Source organism: Nocardia sp. NPDC051990 (genome assembly GCF_040680755.1).
Lineage (GTDB): Bacteria > Actinomycetota > Actinomycetes > Mycobacteriales > Mycobacteriaceae > Nocardia.
Genome location: NZ_JBFAXH010000013.1, coordinates 18747 through 34754, shown reverse-complemented (window position 1 = coordinate 34754; position 16008 = coordinate 18747). Strand labels below are relative to the sequence as shown.

Here is a 16008-nt window from a genome sequence, read left to right as displayed (position 1 = left end):
GACCTGTCGGTCGTGACGGAGCTGAGCGCCAGCGAGGCGGAGTCATGAGCGACACAGCAGAGCTGCGCCAGCGGTGGTCCGCCGCGTTGATGAAGAACTACGGCACCCCCAAGGTCGCGCTGGTGCGCGGTGCTGGTGCGGTGGTCTACGACGCGGACGGCAAACGCTACATCGACTTCCTCGGCGGCATCGCGGTCAACAGCCTCGGCCACGCCCATCCTGCGATTCTGGCGGCCGTTACCGAGCAGCTCGGCACGCTGGGCCACACCTCGAATATCTACGTCAACGAACCGGTCATCGAACTGGCCGAACGGCTGCTCGCGCACTTCGGCGACGGGGAATTCGGGGACGGGCACGGCCGCGCGTTCTTCTGCAACTCTGGTACCGAGGCCAATGAGGCGGCGTTCAAAATGGCGCGGCTGACCGGCCGCTCCAAGATCATCGCGACCGATGAGGCCTTCCACGGCCGGACCATGGGCGCGCTCGCACTCACCGGACAGCCGTCCAAGCGGGCGCCGTTCGAGCCGATGCCGCCCGGTGTCGTCCATGTGCCCTATGGCGATGCGGCGGCGCTCGAGGCGGTTGTCGACGCGGACACCGCGGCGGTGTTCCTCGAGCCGATCATGGGGGAGAGCGGTGTTGTCGTGCCGCCCATCGACTATCTGGTCAAGGCGCGGGAGATCACCGCGCGTCACGGTGCGCTGCTGGTCCTCGACGAGGTGCAGACTGGTATTGGCCGGTGCGGAAAGTTCTACGCGCACCAGGCATTCGGCATCGTGCCGGATGTGATCACGCTGGCCAAGGGGCTCGGTGGCGGGCTGCCGATCGGTGCGGTGCTGGCCACCGGACCGGCCGCCGACCTGCTGACGCCGGGGCTGCACGGCACCACATTCGGCGGCAATGCGGTATGCGCCGCAGCGGCTCTTGCGGTATTGCGGACCATCGATGAGACCGGTCTGCTCGCCCATGTCGAATCCGTCGGCAAGCGGCTCAGCGACGGCATCGAACAGCTCGAGCACCCGCTGATCGATCACGTGCGTGGTGCGGGTCTGCTGCTCGGTATCGTGCTGACCGACGATATCTCGGCCCAGGTCGAGAACCGGGCGCGGGACGCTGGCTATCTGGTGAATGCGCCAAAGCCAAACATCATTCGGCTCGCGCCGCCGCTGGTGCTCACCGAGGCCCAGTCCGATGGTTTCGTCGGCGATCTGCCCGAGATCCTGGACGGTGCTATCGCGGACGCCAAGGGGGGCAAATGAATACAGCATCGCGGAGTGATTCCATGAGGGGTGGCGGCCGGGAGACGGGTGGCCGTCTTCGACACTTCCTGCGCGACGATGATGTGACGCCTGCCGAGCAGGCCGAAATCCTCGCGCTCGCAGCGGAATTGAAGAAGGATCCGTTCGCGCATCGGCCGCTCGAGGGGCCGCGCGGGGTAGGGGTGATCTTCGAGAAGAACTCGACCCGCACACGGTTCTCCTTCGAAATGGGTATCGCCCAACTCGGCGGGCATGCGGTGGTGGTCGACGGTCGTGACACCCAGCTCGGGCGCGAGGAGACACTCGGCGATACCGGCAAGGTGCTCTCGCGCTTCGTCGATGCGATCGTGTGGCGGACCTTCGAACAGTCGCGTCTGGACGAAATGGCGGTCACCGCAACGGTTCCGGTCGTCAATGCGTTGTCCAATGAGTTCCACCCCTGTCAGGTGCTCGCCGATCTGCAGACCCTGGTCGAGCGCAAGGGCACTCTGGCCGGGCGCAATCTCGCCTACTTCGGTGACGGCGCGAACAATATGGCGCACTCGCTGATGCTGGGTGGTGTGACCGCGGGATTGAACGTAACCATCGCCGCGCCAACAGGTTTCGAACCGCTGCCGTGGATTCTGGAGGCCGCGCGCAAGCGGGCCGCGGAGACCGGTGCGACCATCACCCTCACCGGCGATCCGGTTGCCGCGGCGGCCGGTGCCGATGCGCTGGTGACCGACACCTGGACCTCTATGGGGCAGGAGAATGACGGCCTCGACCGCGTCGGCCCATTCCGTCCGTTCCAGCTCAACGAGGACCTGCTCGCCAAGGCGCAGCCGGATGTCGTTGTGCTGCACTGCCTTCCAGCGCATCGCGGTGAGGAGATCACTGACGGGGTGCTCGACGGGCCGCATAGTGTGGTGTGGGACGAGGCGGAGAATCGGCTGCATGCGCAGAAGGCACTGCTGGTGTGGTTGTTGGCCAAGCGAGGTGAGGCGCAGTGAGTGCGAGACACGGCGGTGAGGCTCGGCCATGACCGTCCAACCCGATGCCAGCAAGTCCGCTCCCGCTATCGCCCGTACCCGCGCCGGTCGCCAGTCCCGCATCATCGAATTGCTGACGGCGCATGCGGTCCGCAGCCAAACCGAACTCGCCGCGTTGCTCGCCGCCGAAGGCATCGAGACCACTCAGGCCACCCTGTCGCGCGACCTCGATGAACTCGGCGCCGTGAAATTGCGCGCCGCCGACGGCGGTGCGGGCGTCTACGTGGTGCCCGAAGACGGCAGCCCCGTCCGCGGCGTCACCGGCGGCACCGACCGCCTCTCCAAACTCCTCGGCGACCTGCTGGTATCCACCGACGCCAGTGGCAATATCGCTGTTCTGCGCACTCCACCCGGCGCCGCCCACTATCTGGCCAGCGCCCTCGACCGCGCCGCCCTCCCCTTCATCGTCGGCACCATCGCCGGTGACGACACCATCGCCGTAATCGCGCGCGAACCCCTCACTGGCGCCGAACTAGCGGCCAGGATCGAAGAATTGGCCTGATCTCCCGAGCGTCCGAGCGGCTGCTTCGATCTGCCAACCGTCCGCCAGCGCGCGGTCACGATGGGTCACGCCTAGTGGCTGCCTCGCATAGGGCACAACGTATGCGTAGGCGCTGGATGTGCGAGCCTTTCGGGCAGTGTCAGCCGAAGGGGTATCGGCCGCCGCCGCCGCGTGGGGTGTTGCCCGAGGAGCCGACATTGATGATGCTTTGGATGAGGTCGACCATCGCGCGGCCGACGTCGAGGACGGCGTTGCCGAGGGTGCTGAATTCTCCTGCCATGAGGTGCAGCATGGGGTCCGTCCTTTGCCCGCTCCGATAGTTACCGGGTCAAGCGTGACATAGGTGGAATGGGTGGGAGCGGGGATGTGGAACTCGGACCCGGTTGTGAATGGGCTTGCATCATCGTGCATAATCATTTGCATGCCCGTGCGGGCTGCCTGACGTGCGATTCGAGTGCGTCGGTGAGCGCCGCGCCCGCCGCCCGCGGATGCGGGCACGACCTGCAGACAAGCACGAAACCGAGGAGCACATAGACATGTCCGAGCGCGTCGTACTCGCCTACTCCGGTGGGCTCGATACCTCCGTCGCGATCAGCTGGATCGGCAAGGAGACCGGCGCCGAGGTCGTGGCGGTCGCCATCGATCTGGGCCAGGGCGGCGAGGACATGAATGTGGTGCGCCAGCGTGCGCTGGACTGCGGCGCCGTCGAGGCGATCGTGGTCGATGCTCGTGACGAGTTCGCCAATGAGTACTGCCTGCCGACAATTCAGGCCAATGCCATGTACATGGGCCAGTACCCGCTGGTTTCGGCGATCAGCCGCCCGCTCATCGTCAAGCACCTGGTCGAGGCCGCCAAGTTCCACGGCGCGAGCACCGTCGCGCACGGCTGCACCGGTAAGGGCAACGACCAGGTCCGCTTCGAGGTCGGTATCGGCGCGCTCGCCCCCGACCTCAATGTGATCGCCCCGGTCCGCGACTACGCCTGGACCAGGGAGAAGGCCATCGCCTTCGCCGAGGAGAACCAGCTCCCGATCAATGTCACCAAGAAGTCGCCGTTCTCGATCGACCAGAACGTATGGGGTCGCGCGGTGGAGACCGGCTTCCTCGAGGACCTCTGGAACGCGCCGACCAAGGACGTCTACGACTACACCTCGGACCCGACGGTCAACTTCGAGGCGCCGGACGAACTCATCGTCACCTTCGACAAGGGTGTGCCGGTCGCCATCGACGGCCGCCAGGTCAGCGTGCTCGAGGCCATTGTCGAGCTGAACCATCGTGCGGGCCGCCAGGGCGTCGGCCGCCTCGATATGGTCGAGGACCGGCTCGTCGGCATCAAGAGCCGCGAGATCTACGAGGCCCCCGGCGCCATCGCGCTGATTACCGCGCACCAGGCCCTGGAAAACGTCACGATCGAGCGCGAACTGGGCCGCTACAAGCGGCAGGTCGAGCAGCGCTGGGGCGAGCTGGCCTACGACGGCCTCTGGTTCTCCCCGCTCAAGCGCGCGCTGGACGCATTCGTCGCCGAAACTCAGGAGCATGTCACCGGTGAGATCCGGATGGTGCTGCACGGCGGATCCGTCGTGGTCAACGGCCGCCGTTCCGAGCGCTCGCTCTACGACTTCAACTTGGCCACCTACGACGAGGGCGACACCTTCGACCAGTCGCTGGCCAAGGGCTTCGTGCAGATCCACGGCCTGTCCTCGAAGGTCGCGGCACGTCGCGACCTGAACCAGAAGTAGCGAGCGCGCGGGACCACGTCCAACGGTGGCCATTAGGCTCGAACGGGTCGGCGCGATAGTGGCCGACCCGAAGGGAGCGTTATGCGGACCGATGACGACAGCTGGGATATCGAATCGAGCGTCGGTGCCACGGCGCTGGGCGTGGCGGCCATGCGGGCCGCTGAGAGCCGCCGCCCGGACGCACTGTTCCATGACCGGTACGCCGAAGTGCTGGTGACCGCGGTCGGTTCGGAATCCTGGACGCGTATTGCGCGCGGCGAGATCCCGGATCTCGAGGAGGCCGCCATGGCGTCGATGGGTCCTATCATCGCCGCCGTGATCGCGCGCACCTGCTACCTCGACGCCTATGTGCGGGAGGCGGCCGCCGACGGCGTCCGCCAGATCGTCATCCCCGCCGCGGGCCTGGACGCTCGGGCCTACCGGATCGAATGGCCGGTCGGCACAACGGTTTTCGAGCTGGATCTGCCGAAGGTGCTGGAGTTCAAGGAGAATGCGCTGGCCGATTTTCCGCCCGCGGCCCAGCGCCACGCGATCGCGGTGGATCTGCGCCAGGATTGGCCAGCGGCATTGCGGGACAATGGATTCGATCCGGAACTGCCGACCGCATGGCTGGTCGAAGGACTGTTGCGTTACCTCCCCGCGGACGCCCAGGACCGGCTGCTCGACAACATCGTGGCATCGAGCGCACCGGGCAGTAGCGTCGCGATCTACCGCTCGACCGGTTCCACACTGGACTCGAAGGCGTTGCAGGAGACGCGATCCGCCGGGGTCGATGTCGGCGAATTGTGGTACTCCGATGAGGGCCGCAGCGATCCGATCGACTGGTTCATCGAGCACGGCTGGACGGTGTCGCGCGCGGATCCGGCCGCGGTGCTGCGTAGCCGGGGCCGGGAGGTATCCGACGCGGCTGCCGCCCGCCTGAAGACCGACTTTTTGTTCACTGCCCGACGACCTGGAGGAGACAGCACACGATGACGCAGAGCGGCAGCACCAACGAAGGGGCGCTCTGGGGCGGACGTTTCGCGTCCGGACCGGCTGCGGCGATGGCCGCGCTGAGCAAGTCGACCCAGTTCGACTGGGCGTTGGCTCCCTACGATATTCGCGCATCGAAGGCGCACGCGCGGGTGCTGCACAAGGCCGGGCTGCTGTCGGAGAGCGACCTCGCTGCCATGCTGACCGGACTGGATCAGCTCGCGGCGGACGTGGATTCGGGTGCGTTCGTCCCGGCCGAGGCCGATGAGGACGTGCACGGCGCGCTGGAGCGCGGGCTCATCGATCGGGTCGGCGTCGAACTCGGTGGCCGACTGCGGGCGGGGCGCTCGCGGAATGACCAGGTGGCCACGCTGTTTCGGATGTGGCTGCGCGACGCGGCCCGCCGGATCGGCGCCGGACTTCTCGATGTCGTCGACGCGCTGGTCGCCCAGGCCGCCGCGCATCCGGACGCGGTGATGCCAGGCAAGACGCATCTGCAGGCCGCGCAACCGGTGCTGCTCGCGCACCATCTGCTCGCACATGCACATCCGCTGCTGCGTGATATCGATCGGCTGCGCGACTTCGACAAGCGGGCGGCGGTGTCGCCCTATGGTTCCGGCGCGCTGGCGGGTTCCTCGCTCGGACTCGATCCGGAAGCCATTGCAGCCGAACTGGATTTCCATGCTGCTGCGGCGAATTCGATCGATGCCACCTCCGCGCGCGATTTCGCGGCCGAGGCGGCGTTCGTGCTCGCCATGATCGGTGTCGACCTCAGCCGGATGGCCGAAGAGGTGATCATCTGGAGTACACCGGAATTCGGCTACGTCACCCTCGCCGACGCCTGGTCCACCGGCTCGTCGATCATGCCGCAGAAGAAGAATCCGGACGTCTCCGAGCTCACCCGCGGCAAGGCGGGCCGCCTCATCGGCAACCTGACCGGACTGCTGGCCACTCTGAAAGCTCAACCGCTGGCCTACAACCGGGACCTGCAGGAGGACAAGGAGCCCCTGTTCGACTCGGTCGCCCAGCTCGAACTGCTGCTCCCGGCCATCGCGGGCTTGGTCTCGACGCTCACCTTCCACACCGACCGCATGGCCGAGCTTGCCCCCGCCGGTTTCACCCTCGCCACCGATATCGCCGAATGGCTTGTCCGGCAGGGTGTTCCGTTCCGCGTCGCGCACGAGGCCGCGGGTGCGTGCGTGCGTGCCGCCGAGGCGCGCGGCGTCGGCCTCGACGAGCTGACCGACGAGGAATTCGCCGCCATAGATCCGGGGTTGACTCCACAGGTCCGCGAAGTGCTCACCGTGCAAGGCTCGATCGCGTCCCGCAATGCGCGCGGCGGAACCGCGGGCGTGCAGGTCGCCGCGCAACTCGGCGAGATCCGCACCGCTGTCGCCGAACTGCGCGCCTGACCCGCCCGGATCGTGTTCCAGCGTCACGGGGTCGGCTTTCGCCGCGGCGCGCCGGGGTAGTCACTGTCGATCGTCCGCGTCGATGGTCGCTGGGCCGAAGTCGCGGCCGAGTAGATCGGCCACGTGCACGAGTGGTGGGGCGAGCGCCGGGACCGCGTCCGGGTGGTGCAGCTGACCCGGGCGATAGCTCAGCGTCCATAACTCCTCCTCGTCCGACTAGCGCCGAGGTCGGCGCCACCTGTGCCGGACCTGTCGCTGCCACCAGGCAACCCCGTGACCGGAGTCTGCGCTATCGACCTTGTCATCGAGGCACCCGAAACCTTGCGGCCCCAACCGCATGTCGGCCACCCACCCCGGTTTACGCTGCGCCGATGACCCTGCTGTTGTTGGCGCTGGCCATCGTCTCCGAAATCACCGCGACCGTATCGCTCAAAATCTCCGACGGTTTCACGAAAGTTGTGCCCTCCATCATCGTGGTCATCGGCTACGGCGCCACTTTCTTCTTCCTGTCCCGGGCGCTGAAGCGCGGCATGCCGATCGGCGTTGCCTACGGCATCTGGTCGGCGGTCGGCGTCGCGGCCATCGCCGTCATCGGTGCCCTATTCCTCGATGAAAGACTGTCGTTGATCCAGGTCGGCGGTATCGGTTTGGTGATTGTCGGCGTCCTGGCACTGGAACTCGGTGGCGCACACTGATATACGCGTGGAGCTTGTCGGTGGGTGGTTGTTGAATGTCGGCTCATGAAGAGAGATTTCGAGGCAGGGACCTTCACCGCGGACCGACCAGCGAGCGCAGCGGCGGTGCCCTTCGCGGGCAGTGATCCGGCGCAAGCGTTGGCGGCATATGGGATCGAGCTTCCGGCGGCGTCGGTGGTCGAGCGAACGGTGTCGGGGGCGCCGGTGTGGGTGGTGTCGACCGAGCCCGGATATGCGGCGGCCGGGCTGTGGGAACAGGTGCGGGACGTGCATCCGAAAACCGGACTGTGGCCGGTGCTGACCAAAACCGATACCTGGTATCGAACCGGATCCGAGCACGGCTGGCAGCGATCACGCGAGTTGCCGATTCCGCAACTCGTCGCCGAAACCGATGCGGCGGACTGGCTGCGCGAGAGATATCGCGAGTGGTCGGGTGATGATTTCGAGATTCCGCGCGGCGGCCCGGATTGGGCCGATCTGGATCTCGAGCTCTACGACTACGACGGATTCGATTGGGGCGACGTCTGGAGTATTCGCGACGATTGCGATGAATTCGAACAGCTCGCCCTGGTGCCCGCCGCGAATTCCTGGCTGGTCCCGTACGAACTGCAATGGTCGGGTGCGCTCAACCACGACCTCGACGGCGCCGACCACGCAATGATGCTGCGCCGGTGGGCGGCGTCGGAGCGCCGCTGCGAACTCGTTGCGCTGGAGTCCGACACGCTGTGGCTCGCCGTCGCGAACGAGCCGGAGCTGACCGAAGACGCCGCGCTGACCCAGGCGTTGGAGGCGTACCTGTACTGTGCGGATGCGGCCGAACAGGATCACGATTCGCTCGATGAGCTCGCCGAATCCCTGTTGCGGCAGCTGTGGCGCTTCTGGTGGGACTGATCGATGTCGTTGCGCCCTGCGCATTTTGCCGAATTCGTCCCATAGGAGGTGGCGGCGAACGTAGCATCGGCCGATGGATCGGACGTTTGCTCAACCGAGTCGACGCAGGTGACGGTATGGCATCGGATGCGGGCGATGTAGTACTCGAGGCCGAGGCATTGGTGAAGCGCTACGGTGGGGTCGAGGCATTGCGGGGAGCCAACTTTCAGGTCCGCGCTGGCGAGGTCGTCGCATTGATCGGCGATAACGGCGCGGGCAAATCCACATTGGTGAAATGCCTTTCCGGGGCGGAACAACCGGATTCGGGGACCATCCTGCTCGACGGTTCGGAAACGGTGCTCAGCACGCCGACGGCCGCGCGCAAGCTCGGCGTCGAAACCGTGTACCAGGACCTGGCCGTCGCACCCGATCTGGACCCGGCGGCCAACCTCTTCCTGGGCCGGGAGTTGGTTCGCCGCGGGTTGGCGGGCAGACTCGGCATGCTCGACAAGCGGGCGATGCGGACCCAAGCTGTCGAACACTTTCGCCGCCTCGGGGTGACATTGCAGAGCGCCGATGTTCCGATCGGCGCGCTGTCGGGCGGACAGCGCCAGAGCGTCGCCGTGGCGCGCGCGGTGCTGTGGGCGAGCAAGGTCGTCTTCATGGACGAACCGACCGCCGCCCTCGGCGTTGTGCAGCGCGAGCGGGTGCTCGAGGTGATTCGCAAGGTGCGCGACCAGGGCATTGCCGTCGTCCTGATCAGCCACAATATGCCCGAGGTGCTGACCGTGGCCGACCGGATCGAGGTGCTGCGCCTCGGCAAGCGGGTGGCTCGATTCGTCGCCGCCGATGCGACCCTCGAGCAGTTGGTCGGCGCGATGACCGGAGCGCTGTCCCATGAGGACGTCCAATGAATGCAGCATCGCGCAGCGATTCCGAGCGGGGTGGTGGTCAGGTGGCGGGTGGGCCCAACGCAGTAGTGGAGTCCAATGGCGGGTCCGATCTGCCGGAACGTACTGTGCTGCAACGACTTATCGGCGCGAGCACGCTGTGGATCGGTGTGGTGCTCGTCGTACTGTCTGTGGTCTTCAGCATCATCCGCCCAGACGCCTTCCCGACCCGCTTCACCTTGCAGACCCTGCTGATCGAAACCTCGGTGCTGCTGGTTCTTTCGGTCGGTATGACCTTCGTCATCATTACCTCCGGCATCGACCTATCGGTCGGCATGGTGCTGATCTTCGCCGGCGTGCTCGGCGCGAAAACGATGGAATGGCTCAGCCCCGACGAGAACGCCACCGCAGCGGGGTGGGGGATCATCGGTGTCGGCTTCCTGATTTCCATTGCGGGCGGCGGCATCTGGGGACTGCTCAATGGAATTCTGGTGGCAAAGGCGAAGATTCCACCGCTGATCGTCACCCTTGGCTCGTTCGGTGCGGCACTCGGTGCGGCACAACTGATCACCGGCGGCGTCGACACCAGGACTGTGCCCGATAAGCTGCGCAACTCCCTGGGGTTCGGCACGTCACTGGGCGGCGTACCGAATCTGGTGCTGGTCGCGGCGGCCGTGACGGTGCTCGCCGCCTGGGTGCTGCACACCACCCGATTCGGCCGCTACACCTACGCGATCGGTTCCAATGCGGAGGCCGCGCGGCGTTCGGGCATCCCGGTAACCCGTCATCTCGTGCTGGTCTATCTGATAACCGGACTACTCGCCGGACTGGCCGGGTTCATGAATCTGGCCTACTTCGGGACCACAACCATCGGCGGACACGGTACCGACAATCTCGATGCCATCGCTGGCGTAGTCATCGGCGGGACCAGCCTTTTCGGTGGCATCGGCACCATTGTCGGCACGGTCATCGGCGTTTTCATACCGTCGGTGCTGCGCAAGGGTTTCGTCATCGCGGGGGTGCCGGTGTTCTGGCAGCCGATCGCGGTGAGCGCGGTTCTGGTCGGGGCAGTGTGGTTCGACCAACTACGCCGCCGAGCCCGGGACCGCAAGTAGAGGTAAGCAGTTACAACACTGCGCGATAAGAAAATAAGGCGGAGGTAGCCAGATGAGGGTGGCGAAGTGGACCGCGGTGATGATCGGCGCGATGGCGGCGGTCGGCGCGTTGGTGGTGGGATGTGGTGGCTCGGTGAACAATTTCGGCGGCACGGACGCCAAGAAATTGGTATTGATACCCGGTGTCGCCGACGAACCGTTCTACATCTCCATGCAGTGCGGCGCGCAGGACGAGGCGAGCAGACTCGGCTACAAGCTGGAAACCCAGGCGCCCACCAAATTCGATGCGGGCGCGCAGACTCCGGTGTTGACCGGTGTGGTGGCCAATAAGCCCGGCGGCATTCTGATCGCCCCGACACATGCACAGGCGATGGCGAATCCGATCAAACAGGCAAAGGATGCCGGAATCAAAATTATCGAGGTCGATACCGCACTCGATGACACCTCGATCGCGTTGTCGTCGATCGCATCCGATAACAAGAAGGGCGGCGAACTCGCGGCACAGACGTTGGCCAAGCTCATCGGCGACAAGGGACCGGTGCTGGTGATCAATACCAAGGCTGGAACTTCCACTACCGATGCGCGTGCGCAGGGCTTCGAAGATGGAGTGAAGGCCTATCCGGGGATCACCTCGCTCGGCGTGCAATACAACAATAACGAAGCGGCACAGGCGGCTTCGATCGTCACCGCGACCCTGGCCGCCCATCCCGACCTCGCCGGGATCTTCGCAACCAACCTCAGCTCGGCCGAAGGCGCGGCCACCGGATTGCGCAATGCCAATAAACTCGGCCAGGTCAAACTGGTCGGCTTCGATGCGAGTCCGAAACAGGTCGAGGATCTGAAAGCCGGTACCGTGCAGGCACTTATCGCGCAGGACCCGGCCGGGATCGGTGCCAAAGGCGTCGACGAGGCCGCGGCCGCACTCAAGGGTAAGCCGGTCACCCGCAGTATCCAGACCGATATGGTAGCCATCACCCAGGCCGATATGGATGCCAACTCGAAGTACTTCTACAAGCGGAAGTGCTGACGGGTCGGCAGGTCGGGGTCGGAGTGTGCACGTGTCCGCTGAATTCGAGCGAAAGTACACGTTCGGACCCATCGGCTCCTAATCCGCTACCCGCACCGCGTATCCCGAATTCTCCAGCGCGGCAAGCACATCATCGCGATGCGACGGACCCCGGGTCTCCAACGTCAGCGAGACCTCGACTTCGTCGACCGCGAGCCGGCCACTGGTCCGCGCGTGCACCACATCCACCACACTCGAACCGGTCTTCCCGGCCACCGCGAGTAATCCGCTCAACGCGCCCGGACGATCCGAAATCGTCACGCGCACAGCCAGATAGCGCCCCACCGCACCGAGGCCATGACCGATGATCCTGGTCAACATCATCGGATCGATATTTCCACCGGACAGGATCGCGCACACCGGCCCTTGCAACCCGAGTTCGGTTGGCTCGCAACTCAGCAGGGCCGCCACCGCAGCGGCACCGGCGGGTTCGATGATCAGCTTCGCCCGTTCCAGACACAGCAGCAGCGCCTTGGACAGCGCATCCTCATCCACCGTCACCACCGCGGGTACATGCGCCGCGACGTGCGCGAACGGCACCTCCCCCGGCAGTCCGACCGCAATACCGTCGGCCATGGTCGACATCCGCGCCACCCGCACGGGCTTACCCGCCGCCAGCGAATCCGGCCATGCGGCCGCCTCCGCCGCCTGCACCCCGATCACCCGCACCTGCGGTGCGACATGGTGCAGCGCAATGGCGACCCCGGCGAGCAGCCCACCGCCGCCGGTCGGCACGATTACCGTCCCGACCTCGGGCATCTGCTCGATGATCTCCAGGGCCACCGTGGCCTGCCCAGCGACGATATCGGCGTGATCGAACGGATGGATCAGCGTCGCACCGGTCCGCTCGGCGAAATCCACTGCGGCATCCAGCGAGTCGTCGATGGTCTCACCGACCTGCCATACCTCGGCGCCATACGCCTTGGTGGCCACCAACTTCGGCAGCGAGGCCCCCACCGGCATGAATACCGTCGAGCGAATCCCGAGGGAAGCCGCGGCCCATGCCACCCCCTGCGCGTGATTGCCCGCACTGGCCGCCACCACGCCGCGCGCCCGGTCTTCCGGCGGGAGGTTCGCGATCCGAAAGTATGCCCCCCGCGGTTTGAACGAGCCGGTTCGCTGCAGGTTCTCGCACTTCAGTCGCACCTCGGTGTCGGCACGCTCGGATAACACCCGTGACGCGACCACCGGCGTCCGCCGAATCACCGGCGCCAATGCCGCCGCGGCCGCCTCGATTTGCTCCAGTCCCAGCAACTCCATGCGCCCATGCTGCCAGCCCACACCGCGAATGCGCTGCCACATGGTCAGGAATCATCCGATCATTCCTGACTCGGTTCCGCGACTCGAGTCGACCCACCGAGTCCGGCCCGCCTATCCAGCCTTGGCGAGATTGTGGGCAATGGCACCAAGCCGCGCCAGCCGGGCATCGCCCAACGGCGTCAGCTTCCCGCCGAGCCGATTGGTGACGAAGGCCAGCGACATCCCGGTGGCCGGATCGGCGAATGCCCCCGAGCCGCCGAGGCCGAAATGTCCGAAGGCGGAGACGGGTTCGGCCTTGGACGGCTTCATCGGTACACCGTGGTAACCCAGTGCCCACGGAATGCGGAATGCCAGCACGTAATCGGGAGTGAAGACCTGACGCTGGGTGATCTGCTCGATCGTCTCCGGTCGGAGCAACTGGAAGCCCCCGAGCCGGCCATCGGTCGCGAGCGCGCTGTACATCTTCGCCAGGGCACGCGCCGAGAAGACCCCGTTGACGCCCGGCATCACCGAATCATGCAGGCGCGGATCGGAAACCAGATCGGCGAACCCGCGCGGTGTGGTTTCGGCGGCTGCCGCCAAACGCGTCCGCCCCATGAGCCGCGCACCGTTCTCCCAACTCATGCCCGCGACGGTGAGCCGAGGAAAGTTGGTGGCAATGCGCCCGCGCTCGGATTCCGGCACCCGGAACCAGAGTTCTTCCGCCGCAAGCGGTTCCGCGATCTCCGTGCGTAGCAACTTGGTGAAGTCCGAACCGGAGACCCGGCGGATCAACTCGGCGACCAGATGCCCGAAGGAGATTCCGTGATAGCCACTCGTGACCGCGTGTCGCGGATCGGGGGAGCAGGCCGCGAGTGCGGCGGTGACCTCGGCATCGTCGAAGAAGCGCGCTACCGGACCGGGTAGCAGATCGCGCAACCGATGCAGACCCGCCCGGTGGGTGAGCATCTCGCGCACCGTGATGCGCTGCTTGCCCGCCGCAGCGAATTCCGGCCAGTAGGTGGCAACCGGCTCGTCGTAATCGAAGAGCCCACGCTCGGCCAACCGGTGTGCCAGCGTCGAGACCACACCCTTGCCGGTGGAATAGGCCATGGCGACGGTATCGGCAGCCCACGGCACACCGGGATGCGCGAATCCGGCCCACACATCCACCACCGGTTCACCGTGCTGGTAGACCACCAGTGCGCCGCCGCCATCGCTCGGGCGGCGGAACAGCCTGTCGAATTCGGCGACCAGGCGCACATAGCGACGATCTGCCGATTGCGTTGTCGTAAGTGCCATCGGAATACCTCTGTCTGCTCGGCCAACCAACAGCATGGCATGACGGCGATGCGGCCCAGCCAGGTGTCGAAATTCCCAACCACGAGACCAGTTGGTTCGGTTCGGTGAACTTTTCCTGACCGGGTGATCCTGGACGGGGCCGCCCTGCGCCGTGATCCCGCTGCGCGAGGTCGGTGAATTATTCGGCGTCAGCCATATCCCGGTGCGGGAGGCGCCAAAACGCTGGCTGAGCTGTCAGGCGGCGCCGGTCAGGGATGTCATGGCCGCATCGGGATCGTCGACATCGACGACGAGACGGGTGAAGTCGGGACCAGCCAAGTTGATGAGAATTGCTCGGCCGTCGAACCTGGTGTCCCAGAACTCTTTTCGCCCCTTACTGCGGTAGGTGCCCGCCGCGATCACGCCAGGAATGAAGGTGCCGGGAGCGCGCAGCCACGGCGGACGCAGATCGACCGGGGCGGTCCTCACCTTTTTGATATCGGCCCGATCGAAGGTCACGTGCGTGCGTAGGGCCAGTAGTCGATGCCCGCCGAGCACATGAACGGTCACTTTATCGCCGGTGACTTCGACCTCGACCATGGTGCACCTCGTTGAACTCGAAACCTCGTACGCGAACAGTATCCGAGTCGCTCCTGTTCACGCGCTGTGCCATTCCTGTGATTTCCCGAAGGCTTTGTGCGGAGTCCCAAGTGTGGCCAATTTTCTTGCAGAAACGTAGATATGCGCATTAAGGCATGCTCTGGAGTCAACCCAAGACGACCAGCCGTGTCTGTTGAACCGGAAAAGCAGCAAGGAGGTGTGGGACCCTCTCCGTGCTATGGACTCGGTCGAGACGGCCACACGCGGATCGCCGGCGACTATGAGCGGTGGCTGCCTCGGCTCGGCCCGCCGGTATCGCCGGGTCAGCGGAAAGACCTTCGGACGACCCGCACCGCTTCTTCCGCGATATCGAGCACACCGAGCAGCCACGGCGTGTAGTTCCCGGGATTGTCGGCGATCGCATCGCGCAGCGCCTCCGGTTGGATCCAGGCGTAGTCGGCGACCTCCGCAGGATCCGGCCGCGGCGCCGCCGTCCGTAGGAACTCGGCATCGAGCCGCCCGATGAGCACGTGATCCCATTCGTGCTCCACTCGACCGGTCGCGGAATCCTCGGCGTGATACTGGAAGATGCCGACCTCGGTCAGCGCGGTGGCCAACCCTAATTCCTCGGCCAACCGGACGGCGGCGGCCACCGCCACCGGCTCACCCGGTGCGGGATGACCGCAGGCGGAGTTGGCCCACAGCAGCGGGAACCGCGTCTTCACCGCGGCACGCTGCTGCAACAGCACCCGGCCTGCATCGTCGTACAGCAGCACCGAGAACGCGCGGTGCAGCAGCCCAGGCGCGGTATGCGCTTGGGCTACCGGGCACGCACCGACCGCGTGCCCGGCCGCATCGACGAGTTCGACGGGCAGGGCTTCGCGGTCGGTGATGGGTTCGGCCAGCGTTTCGGTCACAGCTCCGCCTCGCTGGTGCTCGGCTCCGTTGTGACCGATCGTGCTGTGCCTATGGATGGCTCGCTCCTGCCTGCGCCTCGCTGACGCTCGGCTCCGGCATGAGCGAGGTGCTCGGCTGTGTTCATTGTTCGCTCGCTGCGCTCGCTCATCGCCCCACCTTATCGGCGGCGATCAGCAGGTATTGGAAGCTGCCCTCCTTGTAGGCGTTCGGGAACGGCTTCTCCACGCCGGTCGCCAGTTCGGATTGGGTGCGCAGCTCCCAGTAGGGGATCGTGGCATCGGTCGGATCGATGACATCGACCCGCACCAGATTGTGGTCGGCCATGGCCCGGAAATACTCGCTGCGTGGATGGACCATGCAGCGTAGTGGGCATCGATCCAGCTGACCGAGGCCGAGTAGCCGACCCATAATGGACACACGGT

The 16008-nt window shown here is 65.8% G+C and carries 17 protein-coding genes; 11 read left to right on the top strand and 6 right to left on the bottom strand.

The window, feature by feature from the left end; translation table 11 throughout:
• Positions 1-44: 44 nt before the first annotated feature.
• From AB0L63_RS22340 to AB0L63_RS22330, 3 genes are read left to right on the top strand one after another with little or no spacing between them, the layout of a single operon-like run.
• Positions 45-1259, top strand: coding sequence for an acetylornithine transaminase (locus tag AB0L63_RS22340; protein ID WP_364504064.1), 1215 nt, complete (start codon positions 45-47; stop codon positions 1257-1259).
• The gene (argF, locus tag AB0L63_RS22335; RefSeq protein ID WP_364504061.1) at positions 1256-2248 is read left to right on the top strand and encodes an ornithine carbamoyltransferase; all 993 of its coding nucleotides are present in this window, start codon (positions 1256-1258) and stop codon (positions 2246-2248) included. The genes AB0L63_RS22340 and argF overlap by 4 nt, the downstream gene beginning before the upstream one ends.
• Before the next feature lie 28 nt (positions 2249-2276).
• Entirely contained in the window at positions 2277-2789 is a 513-nt protein-coding gene (locus AB0L63_RS22330) for an arginine repressor (protein WP_364504058.1), read from the top strand.
• 139 nt (positions 2790-2928) lie between these two features.
• Here the strand turns inward: AB0L63_RS22330 and AB0L63_RS22325 are convergent, their stop codons facing one another.
• The gene (locus AB0L63_RS22325; RefSeq protein WP_364504055.1) at positions 2929-3069 is read right to left on the bottom strand and encodes a hypothetical protein; all 141 of its coding nucleotides are present in this window, start codon (positions 3067-3069) and stop codon (positions 2929-2931) included.
• Positions 3070-3325: 256 nt separating this feature from the next.
• Between AB0L63_RS22325 and AB0L63_RS22320 the strand changes: the two genes are divergently transcribed.
• The 8 genes from AB0L63_RS22320 (at position 3326) to AB0L63_RS22285 (ending at position 11509) form a co-directional block, all read left to right on the top strand.
• The gene (locus AB0L63_RS22320) at positions 3326-4528 is read left to right on the top strand and encodes an argininosuccinate synthase (RefSeq protein ID WP_364504052.1); all 1203 of its coding nucleotides are present in this window, start codon (positions 3326-3328) and stop codon (positions 4526-4528) included.
• A gap of 81 nt (positions 4529-4609) precedes the next feature.
• Positions 4610-5503: a class I SAM-dependent methyltransferase gene (locus tag AB0L63_RS22315; protein WP_364504049.1), complete on the top strand. Its 894-nt coding sequence runs from the start codon at positions 4610-4612 to the stop codon at positions 5501-5503.
• Positions 5500-6912, top strand: coding sequence for an argininosuccinate lyase (argH, locus tag AB0L63_RS22310; RefSeq protein WP_364504046.1), 1413 nt, complete (start codon positions 5500-5502; stop codon positions 6910-6912). Before AB0L63_RS22315 ends, argH begins: the two co-directional genes overlap by 4 nt.
• A 371-nt stretch (positions 6913-7283) precedes the next feature.
• Positions 7284-7607: a multidrug efflux SMR transporter gene (locus tag AB0L63_RS22305; RefSeq protein ID WP_364504043.1), complete on the top strand. Its 324-nt coding sequence runs from the start codon at positions 7284-7286 to the stop codon at positions 7605-7607.
• A 45-nt stretch (positions 7608-7652) separates the two neighbouring features.
• Positions 7653-8498, top strand: a complete 846-nt coding sequence (locus tag AB0L63_RS22300; protein ID WP_364504040.1) for a DUF4253 domain-containing protein — start codon at positions 7653-7655, stop codon at positions 8496-8498.
• A 116-nt stretch (positions 8499-8614) separates the two neighbouring features.
• Positions 8615-9391, top strand: a complete 777-nt coding sequence (locus tag AB0L63_RS22295; protein WP_364504037.1) for an ATP-binding cassette domain-containing protein — start codon at positions 8615-8617, stop codon at positions 9389-9391.
• The gene (locus AB0L63_RS22290; RefSeq protein WP_364504033.1) at positions 9388-10482 is read left to right on the top strand and encodes an ABC transporter permease; all 1095 of its coding nucleotides are present in this window, start codon (positions 9388-9390) and stop codon (positions 10480-10482) included. The genes AB0L63_RS22295 and AB0L63_RS22290 overlap by 4 nt, the downstream gene beginning before the upstream one ends.
• A 52-nt stretch (positions 10483-10534) precedes the next feature.
• Positions 10535-11509, top strand: coding sequence for an ABC transporter substrate-binding protein (locus tag AB0L63_RS22285; RefSeq protein ID WP_364504030.1), 975 nt, complete (start codon positions 10535-10537; stop codon positions 11507-11509).
• 78 nt (positions 11510-11587) lie between these two features.
• Here AB0L63_RS22285 and ilvA read toward each other — a convergent pair whose 3' ends face one another.
• From ilvA to AB0L63_RS22260, 5 genes are all read right to left on the bottom strand, one after another.
• Positions 11588-12808, bottom strand: coding sequence for a threonine ammonia-lyase (gene ilvA, locus AB0L63_RS22280; protein ID WP_364504027.1), 1221 nt, complete (start codon positions 12806-12808; stop codon positions 11588-11590).
• A 111-nt stretch (positions 12809-12919) separates the two neighbouring features.
• Positions 12920-14089, bottom strand: coding sequence for a serine hydrolase domain-containing protein (locus tag AB0L63_RS22275; protein WP_364504023.1), 1170 nt, complete (start codon positions 14087-14089; stop codon positions 12920-12922).
• A gap of 234 nt (positions 14090-14323) precedes the next feature.
• Complete coding sequence (locus AB0L63_RS22270; RefSeq protein WP_364504020.1) at positions 14324-14668, bottom strand: hypothetical protein; 345 nt, start codon at positions 14666-14668, stop codon at positions 14324-14326.
• Positions 14669-14991: 323 nt separating this feature from the next.
• Positions 14992-15585, bottom strand: coding sequence for an isopentenyl-diphosphate Delta-isomerase (gene idi, locus AB0L63_RS22265; RefSeq protein WP_364504017.1), 594 nt, complete (start codon positions 15583-15585; stop codon positions 14992-14994).
• A 145-nt stretch (positions 15586-15730) separates the two neighbouring features.
• Positions 15731-15910 (bottom strand): hypothetical protein, encoded by a 180-nt coding sequence (locus AB0L63_RS22260; protein ID WP_364504014.1) that lies wholly within the window; start codon positions 15908-15910, stop codon positions 15731-15733.
• Positions 15911-16008 lie beyond the last annotated feature (98 nt).